21 protein-coding genes are annotated in these 22,255 nt (G+C 42.6%); 10 read left to right on the forward strand and 11 right to left on the reverse strand.

Annotation, left to right across the window (positions count from 1 at the left end):
- Positions 1–78: 78 nt before the first annotated feature.
- From FE394_RS12775 to maeB, 4 genes are all read right to left on the reverse strand, one after another.
- The gene (locus FE394_RS12775; RefSeq protein ID WP_419836340.1) at positions 79–2,208 is read right to left on the reverse strand and encodes a S9 family peptidase; all 2,130 of its coding nucleotides are present in this window, start codon (positions 2,206–2,208) and stop codon (positions 79–81) included.
- Between the two features lie 96 nt (positions 2,209–2,304).
- On the reverse strand, positions 2,305–3,108 hold the full coding sequence (locus tag FE394_RS12780; RefSeq protein WP_319926759.1) for an energy transducer TonB family protein: 804 nt from the start codon (positions 3,106–3,108) through the stop codon (positions 2,305–2,307).
- Positions 3,109–3,221: 113 nt separating this feature from the next.
- The gene (locus FE394_RS12785; RefSeq protein ID WP_319926760.1) at positions 3,222–4,139 is read right to left on the reverse strand and encodes a ChaN family lipoprotein; all 918 of its coding nucleotides are present in this window, start codon (positions 4,137–4,139) and stop codon (positions 3,222–3,224) included.
- Positions 4,140–4,293: 154 nt separating this feature from the next.
- Positions 4,294–6,573, reverse strand: a complete 2,280-nt coding sequence (gene maeB / locus FE394_RS12790; protein ID WP_319926781.1) for an NADP-dependent oxaloacetate-decarboxylating malate dehydrogenase — start codon at positions 6,571–6,573, stop codon at positions 4,294–4,296.
- 542 nt (positions 6,574–7,115) lie between these two features.
- On the opposite strand from maeB, the gene FE394_RS12795 reads away from it, so the two are divergent.
- The 5 genes from FE394_RS12795 (at position 7,116) to FE394_RS12815 (ending at position 10,517) form a co-directional block, all read left to right on the forward strand.
- Positions 7,116–7,751, forward strand: coding sequence for a response regulator (locus tag FE394_RS12795; protein WP_319926761.1), 636 nt, complete (start codon positions 7,116–7,118; stop codon positions 7,749–7,751).
- A gap of 245 nt (positions 7,752–7,996) precedes the next feature.
- On the forward strand, positions 7,997–8,407 hold the full coding sequence (locus tag FE394_RS12800) for an ArsC family reductase (protein ID WP_319926762.1): 411 nt from the start codon (positions 7,997–7,999) through the stop codon (positions 8,405–8,407).
- A gap of 14 nt (positions 8,408–8,421) precedes the next feature.
- On the forward strand, positions 8,422–9,549 hold the full coding sequence (gene dapE, locus FE394_RS12805) for a succinyl-diaminopimelate desuccinylase (protein ID WP_319926763.1): 1,128 nt from the start codon (positions 8,422–8,424) through the stop codon (positions 9,547–9,549).
- Positions 9,546–10,214, forward strand: coding sequence for a M15 family metallopeptidase (locus FE394_RS12810; RefSeq protein WP_319926764.1), 669 nt, complete (start codon positions 9,546–9,548; stop codon positions 10,212–10,214). Before dapE ends, FE394_RS12810 begins: the two co-directional genes overlap by 4 nt.
- Before the next feature lie 108 nt (positions 10,215–10,322).
- The gene (locus tag FE394_RS12815; protein WP_319926765.1) at positions 10,323–10,517 is read left to right on the forward strand and encodes a YpfN family protein; all 195 of its coding nucleotides are present in this window, start codon (positions 10,323–10,325) and stop codon (positions 10,515–10,517) included.
- On the opposite strand, the gene FE394_RS12820 is transcribed toward FE394_RS12815, so the two are convergent.
- Both FE394_RS12820 and FE394_RS12825 read right to left on the reverse strand, forming a co-directional pair.
- Entirely contained in the window at positions 10,462–12,651 is a 2,190-nt protein-coding gene (locus FE394_RS12820) for a tRNA(Met) cytidine acetyltransferase TmcA (protein ID WP_319926766.1), read from the reverse strand. The genes FE394_RS12815 and FE394_RS12820 overlap by 56 nt on opposite strands.
- Positions 12,652–12,684: 33 nt before the next feature.
- Complete coding sequence (locus tag FE394_RS12825; RefSeq protein WP_319926767.1) at positions 12,685–13,137, reverse strand: DUF441 domain-containing protein; 453 nt, start codon at positions 13,135–13,137, stop codon at positions 12,685–12,687.
- 302 nt (positions 13,138–13,439) lie between these two features.
- On the opposite strand from FE394_RS12825, the gene FE394_RS12830 reads away from it, so the two are divergent.
- Complete coding sequence (locus tag FE394_RS12830; RefSeq protein ID WP_319926768.1) at positions 13,440–13,793, forward strand: hypothetical protein; 354 nt, start codon at positions 13,440–13,442, stop codon at positions 13,791–13,793.
- 86 nt (positions 13,794–13,879) lie between these two features.
- Here FE394_RS12830 and purC read toward each other — a convergent pair whose 3' ends face one another.
- From purC to dapA, 3 genes are all read right to left on the reverse strand, one after another.
- The gene (gene purC / locus FE394_RS12835; RefSeq protein ID WP_319926769.1) at positions 13,880–14,593 is read right to left on the reverse strand and encodes a phosphoribosylaminoimidazolesuccinocarboxamide synthase; all 714 of its coding nucleotides are present in this window, start codon (positions 14,591–14,593) and stop codon (positions 13,880–13,882) included.
- Positions 14,594–14,685: 92 nt separating this feature from the next.
- Entirely contained in the window at positions 14,686–15,732 is a 1,047-nt protein-coding gene (gene bamC / locus FE394_RS12840) for an outer membrane protein assembly factor BamC (protein WP_319926770.1), read from the reverse strand.
- A 16-nt stretch (positions 15,733–15,748) separates the two neighbouring features.
- Positions 15,749–16,648 (reverse strand): 4-hydroxy-tetrahydrodipicolinate synthase, encoded by a 900-nt coding sequence (dapA, locus tag FE394_RS12845; protein WP_319926771.1) that lies wholly within the window; start codon positions 16,646–16,648, stop codon positions 15,749–15,751.
- A 244-nt stretch (positions 16,649–16,892) separates the two neighbouring features.
- Between dapA and FE394_RS12850 the strand changes: the two genes are divergently transcribed.
- Positions 16,893–17,450, forward strand: coding sequence for a glycine cleavage system transcriptional repressor (locus FE394_RS12850; protein ID WP_319926772.1), 558 nt, complete (start codon positions 16,893–16,895; stop codon positions 17,448–17,450).
- Positions 17,451–17,464: 14 nt separating this feature from the next.
- Positions 17,465–17,938, forward strand: coding sequence for a thioredoxin-dependent thiol peroxidase (gene bcp, locus FE394_RS12855; RefSeq protein ID WP_319926773.1), 474 nt, complete (start codon positions 17,465–17,467; stop codon positions 17,936–17,938).
- A 79-nt stretch (positions 17,939–18,017) separates the two neighbouring features.
- Here bcp and FE394_RS12860 read toward each other — a convergent pair whose 3' ends face one another.
- Both FE394_RS12860 and FE394_RS12865 read right to left on the reverse strand, forming a co-directional pair.
- Positions 18,018–19,085 carry an AbrB family transcriptional regulator gene (locus tag FE394_RS12860; RefSeq protein WP_319926774.1) on the reverse strand — a complete coding sequence of 356 codons (1,068 nt, stop codon included), beginning with the start codon at positions 19,083–19,085 and terminating at the stop codon, positions 18,018–18,020.
- Positions 19,086–19,113: 28 nt separating this feature from the next.
- Complete coding sequence (locus FE394_RS12865) at positions 19,114–20,178, reverse strand: AI-2E family transporter (RefSeq protein WP_319926775.1); 1,065 nt, start codon at positions 20,176–20,178, stop codon at positions 19,114–19,116.
- 176 nt (positions 20,179–20,354) lie between these two features.
- Here FE394_RS12865 and bepA point away from each other — a divergent pair, with 176 nt between their 5' ends.
- A complete protein-coding gene (bepA, locus tag FE394_RS12870; RefSeq protein WP_319926776.1) occupies positions 20,355–21,818 on the forward strand; it encodes a beta-barrel assembly-enhancing protease in 1,464 nt (487 codons plus the stop codon).
- Positions 21,819–21,829: 11 nt separating this feature from the next.
- Complete coding sequence (gene arsC / locus FE394_RS12875; RefSeq protein WP_319926777.1) at positions 21,830–22,186, forward strand: arsenate reductase (glutaredoxin); 357 nt, start codon at positions 21,830–21,832, stop codon at positions 22,184–22,186.
- The last annotated feature ends 69 nt before the right edge of the window (positions 22,187–22,255 follow it).

The following is a 22,255-nucleotide window of genomic DNA, read 5'->3' on the forward strand; positions in this document are numbered from 1 at the left end:
CGTAAATTTATGTGTAAAGTATCCATAACACTGATAATTAATTATCAGTATTATGGTTTTTAAATATATTTTTTATTATTATTTTAATTCTGGAAAATAATTTTTTTCATCATCTAACATCAATAGAAAACTGTAATCAAAGGCAATATCATTTATGCGATTAAAACGGCCCTGTTTTCCACCATGTCCAGTGTCCATATTGGTTTCTAGTAATAAAAGACTATTACTCTGTTTCATTTCTCTTAATTTAGCCACCCATTTTGCTGGTTCCCAATATTGAACTTGAGAATCATGCAAACCTGTCGTAACGAGCAAATGAGGATAATGTTGATGTTTAATATTGTCATACGGGCTATAGGATTTAATACGGAAGTAATCTTCTTTGTTATTTGGATTACCCCATTCCTCATATTCACCCGTTGTCAGTGGAATAGATGAATCAAGCATCGTAGTCAGTGCGTCCACAAAAGGAACTTTTGCGATTACACCACGATATAATTCCGGCGCCTGATTAATCACAGTACCCATTAATAAACCGCCCGCACTACCGCCTTCAGCATAAACCCGCTTACTATCGCCATAGCCATCAGCAATTAATGTTTTGGTTGCATCGATAAAATCGTGAAAACTGTTCATCTTGTTCGCGATTTTTCCTTGCAGATACCAGTTCTTGCCTAAATCACCACCACCGCGCACATGCACTAACGCATATACAAATCCGCGATCCAACAGACTCAACAGCGCAGAACTAAAATAAGGGTCCATGCTGATGCCGTAAGAGCCATAACCGTAAATCAGGATCGGGTTCTCACCCTTTTTGAACAGGGATTTGCGATAGACCAGAGAAACAGGAACTTCCACTCCATCACGGGCTTTTACCCAAATACGCTGGCTTTCATAGTTTTCTTTGTTGAATCCTTTAACTTCTTGCTGTTTCAATAATTCACGCTCGCCTGCTTCCATATTCCATTGGAATACAGAACTTGGCGTTGTCAAAGATGAATAGCTATAGCGCAGGAAATTTGTATCCGGCTCTGGGTTATAGCTCAATGATGCCATATAAGCCGGATCATCGAATTGTACGCGTTTTTCCTGCTGAGTTTTCCAGTCAATCTGGCGGATCGATGACAATCCTTTAGTTCGCTCCTGTAAAACCAACCAATTGTTGAACAGAGCAAAATTTTCCAGATCTGTATTTTCCTGTGGAGCAATGACGGTTTCCCACGGCTGACTGATAGCATTTGTCCGATATAAACCAAACAATGGATTTTCGTGGTTAGAGCGGATATAAAATTGCCCACGGAAATGATCGAGATCATATTCACGTCCCGTTTGGCGGGCAGAAAAAATCTGTGGCCCTGATTGCGGATGGTTAGCATCAATCAGACGATATTCTGAAGTTGAATAGCTCGCACTCGAAATCAAAATGTAATCAAGCGAAGTACTCTCTGAAATTGACAGATAAAAACGATCATCCTCTTCCTGATAGACTTTTTTATCCTGCTTGGTATCCGTGCCATATTGGTGGCGGAATAACTGATAAGGCAGCAATGTTTGTGCATCTCTGCGCACATAGAACAGTGTGTTGCCATCATTAGCCCACAAAATATTGCCGGACGTATTTTCTATGGCATTATTCTGCCAGTCAGCATCAGCAAAGTTCTTAAATGAAACGTGGAAGTTACGACGCCCCTGGGTATCTTCTGCCACTGCGATACGTTTGTTATCCAACGTAACCACAAACCCGCCAATCTGATAGAATTTATGGCCTTTTGCCCGCTCGTTACCATCAACCATCACTTGCCAGTCAGTGGAATTATCGACCGGTTTACGCTGATAGATCGGGAAATCTTTTCCTGCCTCGTAAACGGTACGATAAACATACCCATTATAGGTATAAGGAACTGACTGATCTTCTTTACTCATTCTGTCAGTCATTTCTTTATACAGGGTTTCACGCAGTTCCTGACCCGATTTCAGCATTTGCTCGGTATATTGATTTTCAGCCGTTAAGTAGTCGATGACGTTTTTATCCTGACGGTCATCATCGCGCAGCCAATAGTAATTATCGATACGAGTATCCCCGTGGATCTCCATCTTATGTGGCTGTTTCGTAGCCATAGGTGGCACCATATTTTCCTCCGTTGCGATAGCGGCAAAACTATTGCTCATGCTCAACAAACCAGCACTCAGCAAAAAACTGAGCATCACTCTTTTACTTCGCACTCTTTTTTTTATAGATGATTTTTTTATAGGTGATGAAAATACCGTTTTATACTGTGACATGCCATCAGTCCTGTATTTTTATTGGGACAAAGAAAAATCTACCGGTAGTTCAACCGTAATTCTTCCATTAGTTAAAAGAATGTCGGGCGGTGCAGGCAAAGGCTGTGCCCTTTCCAAGACCATCCTTGCTTCCCTATCGAGTGAGTTAGTCCCTGAACGTCGTGTTAACTCACTGTCAAGCACAACGCCTAGTTGATTGACAGTGAATTTTACCATTGGACGCCCTGTCCGATTTCTTCTCTGAGCGTCATCCGGATATTTTTTATAACGGTTCAAATGTCCGGTCACTTCTGCCTGCCACACTGCCCTGGCATCAGCAATGGCATCTGAATTACTTTCATAAGCTGCCGCAGTACGCGCAGTCACATTATTTGCGGTTGCATTACTGGTCGTTGGTGCCGCACTACTGCGAGATTTTTCACTTTCCTGCTCTTCTGCTTTCACGCGCTTAACAGCCCGTGTTTTTTTCGGCGCATCCTGCTCTTTCTTTTTTTTCTTCTGTTTATCTACCAGTAGCAAAGCATCTTCATTTATGTTCAATTTTGGCATATTGACTTCATCAACCTTGCTTTCCTGCTGTTTACTGGCGACAGATAGCTGTTGTTCAATACCAATCGGCTGATTTTGTATCTTATGTATTGCTTCAGTCTGCGTTGACAGTTCCACCATTACCGCAGGAGGAGGTAAAAACTCTTCTATATCAATATCCTTCGGTTTATAGACTAACCAGCCTACGACCAAAACATGAAGTATGAACGCAGCGAGAATAGATTTTGCCACATGGCTTGAGTGAGCATTTTGATACGTGTTGTAAGTCAACATCTCTTAATAGCACATTATGTCAATAATAAATGGGTGGGAATGATAATCAATTGTATATATAAATGAAAACTATTTTTATTTATTAGTTATTCACATCCTTGTGATAATTACTATTATTTGGTTATATTTTTACTCACTTTTGGTGTAAACCAGACAAAATCCGCATATTCGTTGTTCAAAGAAACCCCCTGTTCCGCAATAATAAATACTGCCAGTTTTTCATTCGGCGCTATTTTTTTCACATGTTGAGGGATACCCATCGCTTTTACTGCATGATATCCCCCCGCAAATAACAACGCAGGTGATGGAGATTTAACCAATTGTTCAGCCATTCGTTGATCACGCATCTGTTGAATTTTGCTCATGGCAGAAAGATGTTGCTCATCAATCTCTTCACCGTGGGAGTTTTTAATCGTTTTTTCGATAAGTTGTTTAACTTCATCAGAAACCAACGAGGTTCTATCTCCAGCCCGATGATTTTGATATGCCAGATCGATTTCACTACGATCCAAGTTTGCAGCTAACAGGGGATAAGGTGCTTTCATCAGCTCCATCACCAAATCACCGTACCATTTCCACGGCCAGCCTTGTTGCCAAGCCAATAATTGTTCGACTCGTTCATCTCTGACAATCGGATTGCCCTGCAACCAACTTTTCACTTTATTGACTTTTTCTTGCTGGTTCGGGTTAATCATTTCCAGTAATACGGAACCATGAGGACGTTTTTGCCCAAGTTGCTGTACCAACCATAACTCGATCTGATGATGGTAGGGATTGTCATGTTTTTCGCCAATAACGACGCGAGGATAATTTTTTAGCTGTTCAAGTAGTTCATCGGGGGTAATGGCGTTACCTGTTTTCATATCAAGTAATGCACCAGATTGCATTAATTCATCCGGCAAAGTTTTTATTACCTCTTTAGAGGTATTTTTAGTGGCATTTGGTGTTTCGGCACAACCGCCTAAGATAAAACTGCCAAGCAGAAGAGAACAGGATAAAAAAGTTGATTTGATACGGGTAGATGTTTGCATGAGTATTCATTATCAAAAGAAAAATTTTCCGCATCTTATAGATAATGAGAATTATTTACAAATAAAACACCCTATTGACCATCAAGTTAATAGGGCATTAATCCCCGATCTCAGTCGTGAGATCGGGGATTATTCAGGGCAATTCGGGCATTATTTATAGGGGAGTAGTCTGTGCTTCAACCGCTGCCAATGCCACCATATTCACGATACGACGCACGGAAGCAATCGGTGTCAGAATATGAACAGGTTTCGCCACTCCCATCAGGACTGGCCCCACGGTCACGCCATCAGAGCTGGTGACACGCAGCAGGTTATAGCTGATACGAGCCGCTTCCATATTTGGCATGATTAACAAATTCGCTGAACCTTTTAGCGGGCTGTCCGGCATAATATCACGGCGGATACTTTCCACCAGAGCAGCATCGCCGTGCATTTCACCATCAATTTCCAGTGACGGGGCCATTTGTTGAACCAGTTCCAGTGTCTTACGCATTTTCTGGGCAGAATCACAGTCAGAAGAACCAAAACTTGAACGTGACAGCAGTGCCACTTTAGGTTCAATGCCGAAACGACGAACTGTTTCAGCCGCCATCAGCGTGATTTCAGCCAATTCTTCAGGGCTAGGATCTTCATTGACGTAAGTATCAGCAATAAAAGTATTCCCCATCGGCAACATCAACGCATTCATCGCACCTGCGGTATGTACACCCCGGCGGAAACCAAAGACATCTTTTACAACTTGGTAATGTTCGCTGTAGCTGCCAACTGTGCCACAAATCAGGCCATCTGCTTCACCACGATGTACCATGATTGCCCCGATCAGTGTCGGGTTACCAATCACTGTACGGCGAGCCTGTTCCTGAGAAATGCCACGACGTTTCATTATTTGATAATATTCTTGCCAATACTCTTTAAAACGTGGGTCATTTTCATTGTTCACCACTTCAAAATCTTTACCGGCTTCAATATGCAGACCTTGCTTTTTAATCCGCATTTCAATGACGCTGGGACGACCAATCAGGATCGGGAATGCCAGTCCAAGGGAAACGAGTTCCTGCGTAGCATGCAGTACTCGAATATCTTCCCCTTCTGCCAATACGATGCGCTTATTCTCTTTTTTCGCCTGAGAGAAGATAGGCTTCATAAACAGGTTGGTTTTATAGACAAACTCATTAAGTTTCTCAATATAAGCACCAAAGTCGGTAATAGGCCGAGTTGCAACACCTGATTCCATTGCAGCTTTTGCGACTGCCGGAGCAATTTTCACAATCAGGCGCGGATCGAACGGTTTAGGAATAATATAGTCAGGGCCAAAGAACAGGTCTTGATCGCCATAAGCGGAAGCCACTTCCTGACTTTGTTCAGCCAGTGCCAAATCGGCGATAGCACGAACACAGGCAAGTTTCATTTCTTCATTGATGGTAGTCGCCCCAACATCCAATGCTCCACGGAAAATGAATGGGAAGCAAAGAACGTTATTCACCTGATTAGGAAAATCAGAACGGCCGGTACAGATAATCGCATCAGGACGAACGGCTTTTGCCAGTGGTGGCAGAATTTCTGGTTCTGGATTAGCCAATGCCATGATGAGCGGTGCTTTCGCCATGGTTTTTACCATATCCTGCGTCAGTACACCCGGTCCGGAACATCCAAGGAAAATATCAGCATCAGGAATGACATCTGCCAACGTGCGGCTGCCATTATCTTCAATCGCATAGTGCGCCTTGGTTTTTTCCATATTCTCTTCGCGGCCACGATAGATAACCCCTTTCGAGTCACAAACGACAATATTTTCACGTTTCAGACCCAGTGCTACCAGCAGGTTCATGCAAGCAATTGACGCAGCCCCAGCCCCCGATACGACCAGGCGTACCTTGCCGATATCCTTGTCAACAACCCGTAATCCATTCAGTACCGCTGCGGTACAGATAATTGCCGTACCATGCTGGTCATCGTGGAAGACAGGAATTTTCATGCGTTCACGGAGTTTCTGCTCAATATAGAAACACTCCGGTGCTTTGATATCTTCAAGGTTGATACCACCGAAAGTCGGTTCCATAGCAGCAATGATATCAATCAATTTATCAGGGTTAGACTCGTCAACTTCGATGTCAAAAACATCAATGCCGGAGAATTTTTTGAACAGAACACCCTTGCCTTCCATGACGGGCTTACCAGCCAGTGCGCCTATATTACCCAATCCTAAAACAGCACTACCGTTGGAGATAACCGCAACAAGATTACCACGGGCAGTATATTTGTAAGCCGCCAAAGGATTTTTTGCTATTTCAAGGCAGGGAGCAGCAACACCCGGAGAATACGCTAACGCCAAATCACGTTGTGTTGTCAGGGGCTTAGTTGGAGTAACCGTGATTTTTCCTGGTTGTGGAAATTCGTGAAAATCAAGAGCACTTTGTTTTAGTTTTTCGTCCATCATCAGATCCTTTACGCGTCATATCGAAGTGAAAATCGGCTCAGTATAATAGTTACGGTGGGTTAAATCATGATGTTATCGGCATTTTATGCATAATCTCCAAGCGCAAGATGCAAAAATAAACAAAGAATGTTCCTATGTTAACCAATATTATATAGCCATTATCCTAACGATACCTATCTGGAGGTATTTTATTCTCAATTCATAACCTGATAAATTAATTAAAGAAGAATTTTAAAGTTATAATTTAAAATAAGCTTACAAAAACAAAAAATAATCTATAAAATATTATATTAAATTTATTTAGAAAATTACTAGCAACTAAGGAAACGCATTTTCTTATGAAAGTGAATTTTATTTCACCTGATTGGTTAAACTTGTTTGCGATATTTCTATTTTTATATCAGGATATATTTTCAGAGTCTCATTAGAGAGATTCAATATACTCCATAAAAATCACACAGCAATTTAACATAAAGCAGAACCCTGTCTTTTATGTTTTATCAAACATAAAATCTGCATTTCTATATGGGAGAAAGAATATGCATAACCACTCAGTCATGATAGTCGATGATCATCCTATCATTCGTCACGGCTTAAAAGGGTTGCTCGAATTGGAACGTGAACTCATTGTGACTGCCGAAACCGACAATGGTGAAGATGCGATTAATATCGCTTGCCAGATAAAGCCTGATATTATTTTGATTGATTTGAAAATCCACGGCCTTTCAGGGATTGATACAATTAAATCACTCCGTCGAAAAGGGCTTGATGCCTATATTCTGGTTCTCTCTGATTCAGATCATCGCAGTGATATTTATGATGCTGTTGATGCGGGAGCGAATGGCTATTTATTAAAAGACATAGACCTTCCCCCCCTGTTGAGTAACATAAAAAAAGCTGCTGATGGTCATGCAGTGTTTAGTGAAAAAGTCCACCAATATTTAACCACCCGCCACCTTTACGTCGATCCTTTATCAAAATTAACCAAACGTGAGTTGGATGTCTTAAAAGAAATTTCTGAAGGAATGACAAATAAAGAGATTGCTGACTTTCTTTTTATTTCAGAAGAAACTGTGAAAGTTCATACCCGTAACCTATTGAAAAAACTTAAATCTCGATCCCGCCTTGAAGCCGCTATCATTTATCTAAAACATAGGGAAACTGATTTCATCTAACTATTGAGGCTTTCTCAACATCCCCAATATGAAACACAATTTCCCTAAGTTTTGTCAGCGGGGAAATTGTGAGTTATCAAAAATAACAAATTAATTTAAAATAAATTAATCGTATACATAGTAAACAAAAATACTATTTGTTTAGTTTATTATCCCCTTCTATGATTAGCCTATCTCTATCTGGATAAAATGCCAGATTTCCCGCATTATGTCGGGTATGTTAAACAAGACCAAGGAATCTCATTATGTCGGATACCTCTTCTCATACCTCCTTTATCCTCTACGGTATCAAAAACTGCGATACCATAAAAAAAGCCCGTCGCTGGTTAGAAGACCAAGAGATCCCCTATCAATTTCATGACTATCGTGTTGATGGTTTATCTTCTGAATTACTTCAATCATTTATTGAACAAGCAGGTTGGGAATCCTTGCTGAATACCCGTGGTACAACTTGGCGTCAGTTGTCTGACGAACAAAAAACAGCCATCAATAATCCAGAGGCTGCTAAAGTACTCATGTTGGAACAGCCTTCAATCATAAAACGCCCTCTCTTGGTCTCAACCACTAAGGGAACAAAAGCAACGGTATCAGCAGTAGAAAAGTATTTGCTCGGTTTTAAAGCTGAGCAATATCAACAATTTTTCTCACATGACTAGATAAGGATCTTATCATGACTTGTCCGGTAATTGACCTTGCTCAACAGTTAATCCATCGCCCGTCTGTCAGCCCGGATGATCAAGGCTGTCAGGAGCTTCTTATTCAGCGCCTGCAAAACATTGGCTTCACAATAGAACGAATGCCTTTCGGCGATACGTTGAATTTCTGGGCTTATCGGGGAACAGGTGAAACTTTTGCCCTTGCTGGACACACTGATGTTGTTCCTGCCGGTGATACCTCACAATGGCAAACACCGCCATTCGAGCCTACTATCCGCGATGGGATGCTTTATGGTCGTGGCGCCGCAGATATGAAAGGTTCTCTGGCAGCAATGGTTGTCGCTGCTGAACGCTTTGTCGCAGAAAATCCAGAGCATAAAGGCCGCCTCGCTTTCCTTATTACCTCAGATGAAGAAGCTAATGCGATAAATGGAACAGTCAAGGTGGTTGAAGCATTGATGTCGCGCCATGAACGTCTGGATTACTGTTTGGTGGGCGAACCATCCAGCCAACAACGTCTTGGAGATGTCATTAAAAATGGGCGGAGAGGCTCCTTAACAGCCCACCTGACTATTTTTGGTATTCAGGGGCATGTAGCTTACCCTCAACTGGCAGATAACCCCATTCATCGCGCATTGCCTTTTCTGCAAGAACTGGTCAATACCCAATGGGATGATGGAAATGAGTTTTTCCCTGCCACCAGTATGCAAATCGCCAATATTCAGGCCGGAACCGGCAGCAATAACGTTATCCCAGGTAAATTGAAGGTTCAGTTTAACTTTCGTTTCAGTACCGAATTGACGGATACCGAGATCCGGCAGCAAGTTGAAGATATGCTCAAAAAGCATAAACTTAAATACGAGCTTGATTGGTGGCTATCAGGCCAGCCTTTTCTGACTTGCGAAGGCCAACTGGTTGATGCAGCGGTTGAAGCCATTGAGCATTATTGCGGATTTAAACCCGAGCTATCAACCAGTGGCGGTACATCAGACGGGCGTTTTATTGCTAAGATGGGTGCTCAGGTTGTGGAATTGGGACCGATTAACGCAACGATCCATAAAGTAAATGAGTCTGTCAAGGTGTCTGATTTACAGGAGTTAAGCCTGATTTATCAACGTATCATGGAGCAATTAATCAAATGATTACACCTGAAATGCTGACTGGCCTGTCTACAGACCATTTGGTAACACTGTCTGGTAATCATCGTTTGCAATTCAATGCCACCAAAGCATTTCTTGCCATGCAGAAAGATGCCGCCAGAGCAGGATTCAAGCTACAACCTGCCAGTTCATTCCGCGATTTCACTCTCCAGCAAACTATCTGGAATGAGAAATTTCGCGGGCAGCGGCCTGTATTGGATAACAACAGCCAACCCCTTGATATTGCAAAAATGAGCGAAGGTGAGCTTTGTGAAGCGATTCTTCGTTGGTCTGCCCTGCCGGGAGCAAGCCGACACCATTGGGGTACAGAACTGGATATTTATGATCCATTTCTGCTGCCACAAGATAAAAAGTTGCAGCTAGAGCCCTGGGAATATGAAAATGGTGGCTATTTTGAGCCATTAACCAACTGGCTGACAGAAAACATGTCCCATTATGATTTCTATCGTCCATTCACTCGTCACGACGCGGGTGTGGCTTATGAACCGTGGCATATAAGCTATTGGCCTATATCCCACGAAGCTGAACGTTCATTCGATGAGCAAATATTACTGAGTTCCTGGCAAAACCGTGATATTGCCGGTATTGATTGGTTGCAATCCAACCTATCCTATATATTTGATAAATACATCAGGATAATAAATTAAGACAATAGCCGATTAGGTTCTATACCCTATGAATTTTGGATTTTAGCTTAAAAGGCAGCAGTATAAGAGCCTTATGGGAAAGGCTCTTAATATTCCGAGGAAAATACAATGCATTGGCTGATAGATTATTGGTGGGTTGTTCTGTTGGTACTCGTCGGCATGATCATTAATGCGGTAAAAGCGCTCAGTCGCGTCGATCAAAAATATTTCTTAGATAACAAGCCAGAACTACCGCCGCATAGGGATCTCAACGATAAATGGGATGATGAGGACGATTGGCCTCAACAGAATCACAAGAAATAACCCAATTTTTCCACTGATTGGCAAGCATTTCATCCATGCTTGCCAAAGCTTGGGCTGTTTCCTCCCGCCAACGTTTTAATAACGCTTTACGCCCACTCAGCGATAAATCTCGTGAGCACTGTTCGATATCTATTTGCTGCTGAAGATGCTTTCTCAAAGCGGGTAAAGTTAAATTGCTCGTTAGCAACAGTCGCTGCAATGCAAAATAAGATGCGGACAAAGGACGATGAGCAAATGCAAAACCAGCCAATTCCTGCCAATCACAACCATTCAGCCATTCGTCATCATTATAGGCAATTGGCAAGGCAAAACCGAGTAATGATCCCAACTCTCGTGCATCGCGGGATAATTGTTGTTTTGCTGATTGCGTAAAACTCTCACCCTGCTCACTCAACGGCAAAATAGCCATCGCAGTATAACAACCACTGCTGGCTTCCCGGTGAGTTCCCATCCTCACTAATCGGAAACCGCACTTTTGCCACAGTGCCCAAAGTTCCGCGGTATAACCAAAACTGACAGAAAGAAAATCTAATTTGTATTTACTGGCTTCCTGACATTGCCGGATGATTAAGTGTTGGGCGATACCACGACGGCGATATTGTGCCTGAACAGCAATACGACTGACTCTTTGTGAGCGCAATGTCGCGGCTTGTGGGAAACCACCGTGGGCCGCCAGAGATTGAGCCACCAGATTCCCTCTTGGACGGCGACGTCCAGCCCATATTTCATGTGCTAATGCCGGTGATAAGTCACCTTCATTCACCATCCACAGAGCCGCAATCAAGTGATGTTTATCCACTGAAAAGGGAGCCATCGCAGCAAGAAATGTCATTCCGTTGCCATCCAACAATCGTCGTAAATCAAGGGGAGATGTGCGGTAATGTGCGCTGGTTAATAACCCATAAAATTGACGCAATAATGTAGGCTGTTGCAACCACATTGACTGGGAAATAGTGTGAAAGGTCAGCTCTTTTCCCGAATCGTAATAGACCGTCTGCTCATCAAACTGTTTTTTACCAGCAGTCAGATTTTTATCATCAAGCAACTTTTTATCGTCAAACAGTAAGGCGCTGTCCAACCAGATTTCCAGTGGATCATTTTCAGCCCAACGCATTGGCGTTTTCAATTCACGGATATGACATTCAGGCAATGCAGCACAAAGTTTCAATAAAAAACCACGTCCAGTTCCTTCATAACCCTGAACCGTTGAGGTTAATAAGATTCGTGGAAAGTAACGGATCAATTCAGTCAATTGTGGTGTTGGGATTGCCGCAGCTTCATCGATCAATAACCAATCGGCGTCATCTTTTCTTTTTTGCCCATCTTTTTTCTGACGACAGTATTTCAGTAAATTATCCACCGCCCAGAATGGCGTTTCCCGTTCCGAGAATCCCTGTTCAGCAGACTCTGAAATACCGGAATAACGTCGAATAACTTCCGTCGTGATTTTTGCAGGTGCGCATAGCCAACATTTACCTTGCCAATATCGCACCAACATTCCTGCCAAAGCCGATTTTCCCCGTCCGCGTGAGGCGGTGACCACCCATACCCCTCGTTCGGCCTGTAACAATTCGTCAAGAATCGCTTGCTGACCCGCAGTTGGATTTCCATCAGGCATTTGCCACGATTCAGTCTGAGGTAATGACCGAGCCTGAAAAAGTGTGCCCTGCCGCCATAATAATACGTCAGGAAACGTTAGGATCTGCTGTTGGATATGCCGGATAAAATTAGGTGTCGGAATGACTCCCTCTGATTCATTCCAACGTAAACTATCTTCATCAGGTTGTACTGACCATTGCGCCCAAGCGGGTACACGCATCACCAACCAGCTTCCGGCTTTTAATGTTCCTGCCAGTATTGCCAGTGCTTCAGCATTAAAACCATGGGTCGCATCAAAAACACCGTGCAAAAATTCACGACCAAGCAAACTAACGGCTTTGGCTGGCTGAATGGCATCAGGTGAATAAGATGAAATGGTCAGCCAATCTCCTTGAAATTGTTTTTTCAGATGAGTAACAATCGACTCACTCCATTCAGGTTCACCACTCAATACCACTAAACGGCGCTGACCTTGTTGTTGCATTTGAGTCTGCAATGTTACCCATTGACTAGTTACCCATTGACTATCCAGCATAATGACCTGCACAGCTAATAGTTACCTGTATCATCATGACTTACCAATCATGAGTGATAAAATACCTGCAGCAATCAGTGGGCCAACAGGAACACCTCTGAATAGAGCCACTCCCAATATGGTGCCGACCAATAATCCTGCCACTGTAGAAGGCTGACCAGACATTAAAGCAACCCCGCGACTTCCCAGCCATGACACAATGATACCAACAGCAATAGCCAGTAATGATTTCCAATTCAAAAAGGAGCTGAAGATCTCCTGCGCAGAGATTTTTCCACTCGCGATAGGAGCCATAACCCCCACCGTCAGAATAAGGATACCTATCGTTAAACCATACTTTTCTACCCAGGGAAAAAATTGATTCAGTGGCGTGATGCGTACTACCAACAGAAATAACATAGCGAGTGTGACTGTCATGTTATGACTGATGATGCCAAGCCCTGCCAGCACGAGTAAAATAAGTAAAGTGGGATCAATATAGTTCATAAATTTTGATTTCCTACAAAACAGCATCTGATGTTTTTTACAACACAGACAACATACATTCGGAGATGAGGTAGGATAATAACTTAAAATTCCTGTAGTTAATCGGAAATATTTATATTCAGAGAAAGAATGATTATTAATGAATATATTCACAAATAAAATACATGATAATAAATACAGCATAAAACAGATTTTTGCTGTATTTTAAAATCGAATACACTACACACCAATAATTTGATCAAGGTGAATGCAGAAAGGTTGTAAAAGATATCTTACAAACAGGATGCGTTCGTATCGGAAATATGAAAAAAACACTTTTACTTGCCATACTCAGCACATTATTGAGTGGCTGCACGACTCAGTGGGTTCCTGCGAGTTCTAATCCGGCCCCTTTTAGTCAGGCAAAAGCAGAATGCTCAGCGGAATCAATGCAACAATTCCCTGTAAAAAATGAAGTTGCTCAAAGATCACAACTCAGAACGGTACGACAACCCTGTATGAAAGATGTCCAGTGTGGGAAAGATAATTATTACGACCAGAACATTCCCATGACAGAAAGCTATGTTATAGATGTTAACCGAGATTCAAGAAACCAATATTATTACAGTTGCATGCAACAAAAAGGTTGGAAGCAAGAAACCAAATACCTTCTCTAACTAATGGCAGGATGCCCTGTAATCAACAGGGCATCCTCTATTTAAAAATATTTCAAAAAACAGTATCTAAGTAATCGTTTGCGTCATTAATCCAAAATAACACCAATGCGATTTGCAACTTCTTCGTATGCTTCAATCAAACCACCAAGACTCTGACGGAAACGATCTTTATCCATTTTATCCATCGTATGTTTATCCCACAGGCGGCTACCGTCTGGTGAAAATTCATCTCCCAATACGACCTGTCCCTTGAACAAGCCAAACTCCAGTTTAAAATCAACCAGAATCAGGCCAGCATCATCAAACAGCTTACTCAATATTTCATTGGCCTTGTAACTCAAGCGCTTCATTTCAGCCAAATGTTCTTTGCTCACCCAGCCGAATGTTTCACAGTAGGATTCATTAACCATCGGATCATGTTTAGCATCATCTTTCAAGAACAGATCAAACAGTGGCGGATTAAGCACCATTCCCTCTTCCACGCCCAGACGCTTAACAAGGGAACCCGCAGCGCGATTACGAATAACGCACTCAACAGGCACCATATCGAGTTTTTTCACCAGGGATTCATTATCTGACAGTAACTGCTCCATTTGCGTCGGGATGCCCGCTTCTTCCAGTTTGCTCATAATGAAATGGTTGAATTTGTTATTCACCATGCCTTTGCGATCAAATTGTTCGATGCGTTCACCATCCAATGCTGATGTATCATTGCGGAATTCCAGCACAAGCAGGTCCGAATTGTCAGTGGTATACACCGTTTTTGCCTTTCCACGATACAACTCAGCTTTTTTCTGCATTTTACACTCCAGAGATATGACATCTTTAACTATAAAAAAATTAAACAAAAAATTTCACCCAAAATATAAAGGGGCCTAAGCCCCTTTATATATTACTTGTCTGTGGATTTGCTGAAGACAGCTTCCAGCACGGCCACCATTTGATCATTCTCAGACTGAGTCAGCGGTTTGCCTTTCTCGCTGATAAATTGCAGGCTGCTTCGGTTATCCAAATCACCTACCTGCAACTTGTAATTTCCTTCGCTGATAGACGGCTCTTCTACGCCCAATGCTTTCCAATTAGAGGAACTGAGTCCTTTGTAAGTCACGGCTATCGCACCTGTGGAGCGGGTACGATCCGTCACTTGCATGCCGAAACTTTCCAACGCATACGGCAATCGGTTCCAGACTACATTGTATGGCGCACGAACAATAATCTGTGGCAGGCCAGTATTATCGCTACCACTTTGTACGATCAGCGCACCAGAATCTTTGGCGCTGTTCTGGCTCTCTGCGTCCTGCTGCTGACTTAAACCACTCGCCAGTTCATTAAGCATCAATACATTGTAACGCTGGATTTCGGCCGGATCTTTGATCTCTTTTTCTCCATGCTTCAAACCGTCACTGGAAACAGACAATACTGTCTGATAATCCTGCTGTGCAACAGAGATACGGTAACGTCCCTGATAAGGGATGTTTTCATCTGCCCGAGACCATGTAATCCAATCAGTCGTCAATGTTTTTGCTGCATCATCTTTCTGGCTGACTTGGTAATTATTCTTCGTTAACAGGTTGGTGACCTGTGACCACAAGTTGCTGTATTCCGGAGTTTTTTCAAGCAACAGCTTACTGCTTTGTGCACTATTTTCAACGCGGGAACCCGTCAATAACGCAAGAGCCTGCAATGGCGGACGAATATCCAACTCTTTGCCTATTGCACCTGTCGAAGTCACTGATGAAATAGTATATTCACCGTTTTGCAACGGTAATATCATTCCCTCAGGGATGTTCAATGTTTTCAGGGGAGGCGTTTCTAGATAGGATTCATCCCCGCTTACCTGACGTTTATAGCGCTGATCACTGGAGCAGGCTGCCAAAAAAACTACCAATGACAGGCCAGCAACCTTCATGACCTTCGATTTTTGCAATAATGTTGCCATTAAAATTCCCTAAATTTTACAGTAATCCAGCCACTTTCAAGGTGTTACCCACTGAAATTTGCCCTTCCTGCGTTAATGGGATCATAGGTAAACGCAGTGTGTCATCGGCAATCAATTCCAGTTGACGGCAAGCCCATTTGACTGGCGTCGGGCTAGGTTCAACAAATAATTGATGATGCAATTCCATCAGCCGGCTGTTCAGGCGACGGGCTTTCAAAAATTCGCCCTGCTCAGCCAATTTACACATTTGTGCCATTTCCGCTGCGGCAATGTTTGCTGTTACAGAAATAACCCCTTTACCACCAAGCTGCATGAAATCGACAAAATTTGCATCATCACCACTCAGCAGAATGAAATTTTCATCATTAACCAATTCTTGGATCTGACTAACACGACTTAAGTTCCCTGTCGCTTCTTTAATTGCAATAATATTTTTCAATTTCGCCAAGCGAGCGACAGTTGATGGCAGCAAATCACATCCAGTACGAGACGGTACATTATACAGAATTTGTGGTAAGTCAGTATCCTCGGCTATCGCCTTATAGTGCAGGTATAAACCTTCCTGGGACGGCCTATTATAATAAGGTGTCACTGACAGGCAAGCTACAACGCCTGAGTTTTCAAAATGGCGAGTCAGAGAAATAGCTTCTGCTGTAGCATTTGCCCCTGTCCCGGCAATCACAGGGATACGCCCATCCGCCAATTCCAGTGTTGTCAGTACAACATCAATATGTTCATCATGGCTAAGTGTTGCACATTCTCCTGTCGTTCCAACAGACACAATCGCAGATGTGCCACTGGCGATATGATAATCAACCAATTTTTTCAGACTGACTTTATCAATCTGACCCGTTGAATCCATCGGTGTTACCAATGCAACTATACTGCCCGTAAAACCAGAATGATCGCCCACCATTGCCATTTCCCCTTAATTAAACCTTAAACCGCAAATGAGGAGTTCATGGTACTTTCTTGTCATACAGAAGAAAACTCTTTAAGCACGCGATTTCAATGAATTTTGTTAATACCAAGTGTAGCCGATTAAATAGAAATTATAATCGAGTTTCCTGTAACAAATGCGATTGACCTTCTCTTGATCATTTTTTATGTTTAAGCATAAACACACAACAAACATCTACTACAATTAAAGGAAAGTCACTTTGCCAGCATCAGAACAGCATTTTTTAGTGATCACAGCCCTCGGTACAGATCGTCCCGGCATCGTCAATACTATGACTCGCCTTGTCAGTACATGCGGATGTAATATTGAAGACAGCCGTCTGGCTATGTTTGGCGAAGAATTTACTTTTATCATGTTACTATCAGGCAGTTGGAATGCCATTACCTTGATCGAATCCACTCTGCCGCAGAAAGGCGCAGAGCTTGAACTCCTTATTGTGATGAAACGAACACGATGCGGTGTCCAAACACGATTTCCTTCGACTATCACCGTCAAAGTTGATGTGGATGATTCACCGGGAATTGTTGAACGCTTTACCAGCCTGTTCACTGCTCAAAACCTTAATATTGCTGAACTGGTATCAAAAACGCATCCTGCCGAGAAAGATAGGCTCGCTCGTTTGCAAATTCAAATTACAGGCCATCATCCGTTGGATGATAATGGCAGTATATTTAAAGAAACTTTCCAGTGCCTCTGTACAGAATTAAATGCACAAGGCAGTATTATCGTGCAAGATCATCTAACTCAAAACGATTAAACGGAGAATGCGTGATGACCCGATTAAAAGCCGGTGATAAGGCACCTCAATTCAGCCTTCCTGACCAAGATGGTGAAACCATTAATTTATCTGACTTCAAAGGTCAGCGTGTATTGGTTTATTATTATCCAAAGGCAATGACACCTGGTTGCACCGTTCAGGCACGTGGCTTGCGTGACACGATGGATAAACTGAAAAATTTTAATGTTGTTGTACTGGGTATCAGCACCGATGCCCCTGAAAAATTATCCCGCTTTACAGAAAAAGAGATGCTCAATTTCACTCTGCTTTCTGACGTTGACCATCAGGTTGCTGAGCAATTTGGTGTTTGGGGAGAGAAGCGGTTCATGGGTAAAGTCTATGACGGTATTCATCGCATCAGCTTTCTGATTAATCCACAAGGTGATATTGAGCACATTTTTGATAAATTCAAAACCAGTGACCATCATCAAGTTGTGTTGGACTACCTGAAACAGCATTCATCGTGATTTTTTGTATTCCCACCCTATTTCAATCAACAAATTGAAATAGGGCGGGAATTATTTAGCTTGACTGTGGGAGTGAATATTAATCCCGCGGCTGACGTTTCTGAAAAACCAATATTATGGCAGGGATAGTATGGAGCAATGACATGCGTATGATGTGACTTGACATCACAATCCCCATATTTATTTTCATTGCCATTGCTGCAAATAACATCGCTTCCATACTGCCGGGTGCCCATGCCAGGATCAGCAAATCCATTGGATATCCCATTATCCGGGAAGTAATCAGAGCCACCAGAACAGTCACCGTCAGACTGATAAATACCGCCTGTATGGAAGACCACATATTGCTGATAAGCATAGAAACAGAAAAAGCAGTAAAGTACCTACCTATCCTCATTCCAATCAAAGTCATAGCTAAAAAACTGAGAAAATCAGGCATAACCAACATCATATCGGACAAATAATGTACCGAAATTGCCACGACTAATGAAGTCAGCATATAGGGAGCAGGAAAATGGAGGCGCTCCAGCAGAAGTCCCAGAAAGTATCCTCCCGCCGCAATAAGCAATAACCCGCCAATCGCACTGATTGTATCCAAACTGAATATATGAGAATTAAGCGTGTCAGGATGTGCCACACTTGCTGTTACTGGAGGTGGATTCAATCCCGTTATAATACCTGCAAGTATAGTCAACAGCACTAAACGAATAGCATGGGATATAACAACTTTCTGGGGTGGTGTCTGTATATGTTCACTAAGAGCCAGCACCGCTGCCGTTGCTCCCGGAATAGCGCCCAAAATCGCTTCTTCTTGGCTCCAGCCCATCTTCCGGTGAAACCATAAATAACCAGTAGCAAATTGCAATATCAGACAAATCAACATCGCAGGAAGCAGTATAAAAATATCCTGTACCGCTTCCCCTTGTAGCCCCTTGACCATCAATCCGATGGAACTGCCCAGTATAACCTGAACCACCGTAAGGCTATGTTTGGGTATAACAACAGGGATTCTAAATCGGTATGCAAGAATCACGGCAGTAATCGCCCCAAACATATAAGCCAGAGGCAAGCCCAATAATGATAATCCCCACCCTAAAAACATACAGAATACAATACTCGACAACGCTAGCATTCCATTCTTCAGCACGTTTTTTCTCCTATTTTAATTTTTATTATTATTCCTCTCCTTCAATTTTGTCTTCTGGCCAGACATGAATGACAGCCTTGATTAAGGTTGCTAGCGGAATAGCAAAAAAAACGCCCCAGAAACCCCAGAAGCCACCAAAAATAATGACAGAAAGGATAATAATAAGTGGATGAAGATTGACCGCTTCTGAGAATAGAATGGGTACAAGGATATTGCCATCTAATCCCTGTACAACCAGATATGCGATAAACAGCGTCCAGAAATCAGCGCCAAGTCCCCATTGAAACAACGCTACAATAATTACCGGAATAGTGACAAGAACAGTGCCAATATACGGAATGAGTACCGACAAACCAACCACGACCGCAAGCAGCAAAGAGTAATGCAGCCCAAAGAAAGCAAATACAGCATATGTGCATATCGTCAGGATAACCATTTCAGTGACTTTGCCACGGATATAATTGGTAATTTGTTGGTTCATTTCGATCCAGACTTTGCCTGCCAAACCGTGATTACGGGGCAGTATTCGCTGTAATGCGATCACCATTTGACTTTTGTCTTTCAACAGGAAAAACACCATCAAAGGCACAAGGATCAGATAAATGGCAAGTGTCAGCAGACCAATCAAAGAAGCTACTGAGAACTTAAAAACCGATTCGCCAGCTAAAGAGAGTTTACTGCGCAGATTATCGGCTATCATATCAATGATGCCAGCATCAACCAGTGCCGGATAGCGAGCGGGCAAAGTATGCGCATATTCATTAAAACGATTGAGCATATTGGGGAGGTCAGAAGCCAAGTTTAATCCCTGTTGCCAGACGGTTGGAGCTACAATCAGGATAACCAATGAACTAATTCCCATAAAAACGGTTAATACAATGGAAACAGAAAGAGTGCGGCTACAACCCAATTTTTTTAATTGCACGGTTGGCCATTCCAGCAAATAGGCCAACACAATGGCAGCAATAACAGGAGCCAGAATTCCGTTAAAGAAATAAATGATCCCAAAACCACCCAACAGAATAACTGATAACGCAACAACTTGCGGATCAGTGAAACGACGGCGGTACCATTGCGTGATCATATCCAGCATACATACAACTCCTTGACAGCGGCATTCTGTGATTATTTTTACTAAAAATTTTCAAGATTGACAGATTTTAAGTTACCCTTTGCTATCATACACGTATTCATGAAATTGATAGCTAATTGGAGCATATTGTTTTACTAGGATTGCCTTAAGAGGATCGTTTTTATGAGAATCACCTTATGATAAATATATCCAAAAAGTCCCTGATAGCTGTATTCGTTAGCCTATTATTATTAGGAAGTCCCCCGGCTTTTTCCACACCGGCTGAAGATTCGCTGCCTGATATCGGTACTACAGCAGGTGCGACCCTCAGCATCAATCAAGAAATGGCAATGGGCGATTTATATATCCGTTCGATACGCGCTCAAGTCCCACTGATTTATGACCCCTTGTTGGCACAATACATTAATAAATTAGGTCAGAAATTAGTTAGCCACGCCGATTCAGTAAAAACCCCCTTCCATTTCTATTTGATTAATAATCCCAATATTAATGCTTACGCATTTTTCGGCGGGAATGTTGTACTCCACTCAGCCCTTTTCCGCTATAGCCGTAATGAGAGTGAATTAGCATCAGTTATGGCTCATGAAATCTCCCATGTGACACAAAGGCATTTAGCACGTTTGATGGAAGATCAACAACGTAAGAGTCCGTTGGCCTGGGCCGGCGCATTGGGTTCTATTCTGCTCATGATGGCCAGCCCACAAGCAGGCATGGCTGCGCTCAGTGGTACACTTGCGGGTTTCCAGCAGGGTATGATCAGCTTTACTCAGACAAATGAGCAAGAAGCCGATCGCATTGGGATGCGGACTCTGAGTCGGGCAGGATTTGATCCTCATGGAATGCCTAACTTTATGCAAATTTTGGCCGATCAATCTCGCTACAGCTCTAAACTGCCTGAAATGCTTTATACTCACCCACTGCCTGACAGCCGTTTAGCTGATGCCCGTAACAGAGCCAACCAATATCCGGCTAAAACCGTCCCGGAGTCACAGGATTTTCTGTTCGCCCGTATCCGTATTCTGACAATGTACTCAACCGAGCAACGTCCTTACCTTGACCAATTGCTGAATAAATACAGTCAGGGAACTGCCAAAGAACAACTTACGGCAGCCTATGGACGCGCTATTTTACTTTCTCAAGATAAGAAATATGCTGAGGCCAGAACGGTATTGTCTCCATTACTGGAGAAACAACCGGATAATATCTGGTTTATCGATACGATGACGGATATTGATATTGAACAAAAACAGTATTCGAATGCCATTACCCGATTACAGAATGCTCTCAATAAACATAAAAATAACCCAGTACTGCAAATCAACCTCGCAAACGCCTATCTTCAGGACAAACAATATTCGCAAGCGTCACAACTCTTGTTTCGTTATACCTTCACTAATCCAGATGACCTCAATGGTTGGACGCTATTGACAGAAGCGGCAGGTAAACAAGGGAAACATTATGAAGAGTTGGCAGCTTACGCTGAAATCATGGCATTACAAGGTAAATTTGACATGGCTATAGACTATCTCAGTAAGGCCAGCGCGTTGGTAAAATTGGGGAGTAATGATCAAAAACGGTATGATGCCCGTATCGATCAATTGCGCCAACTGCAACAAAGTTACAGCCAATATAAAAAATGAGGGCTTTTTACATGCAACACGTTACTTTCTACCATAATCCACGCTGCTCAAAAAGCCGTGAAACACTCAAATTGGTTGAAGATCTCGGCATTGCACCGGAAATCATTCACTATCTCGACACACCGCCTACAGTAGAACAGCTCACTATTTTATTGAAACAACTTGGGTTCCAAGATGCGCGCCAATTGATGAGAACCAAAGAAGAATTGTATAAGGAGTTAAATCTCGGTGATGATTCTCTCTCGCAGAAAGCATTAATTCAGGCAATGGCTGAAAATCCCAGACTGATAGAGCGTCCGATTGTTGTTGTCGGTGACAAGGCTCGTTTAGGCCGTCCGCCGGAACACGTTAAAGAGATACTGGGCTGATCAACTTTTCCTTTCCGGCACGATAATCAAACACCATCATCAAACACCATAAAATCAGAACCACCCGCA

The organism is Xenorhabdus littoralis, assembly GCF_033949345.1.
In the GTDB taxonomy this organism is placed as follows: domain Bacteria; phylum Pseudomonadota; class Gammaproteobacteria; order Enterobacterales; family Enterobacteriaceae; genus Xenorhabdus; species Xenorhabdus littoralis.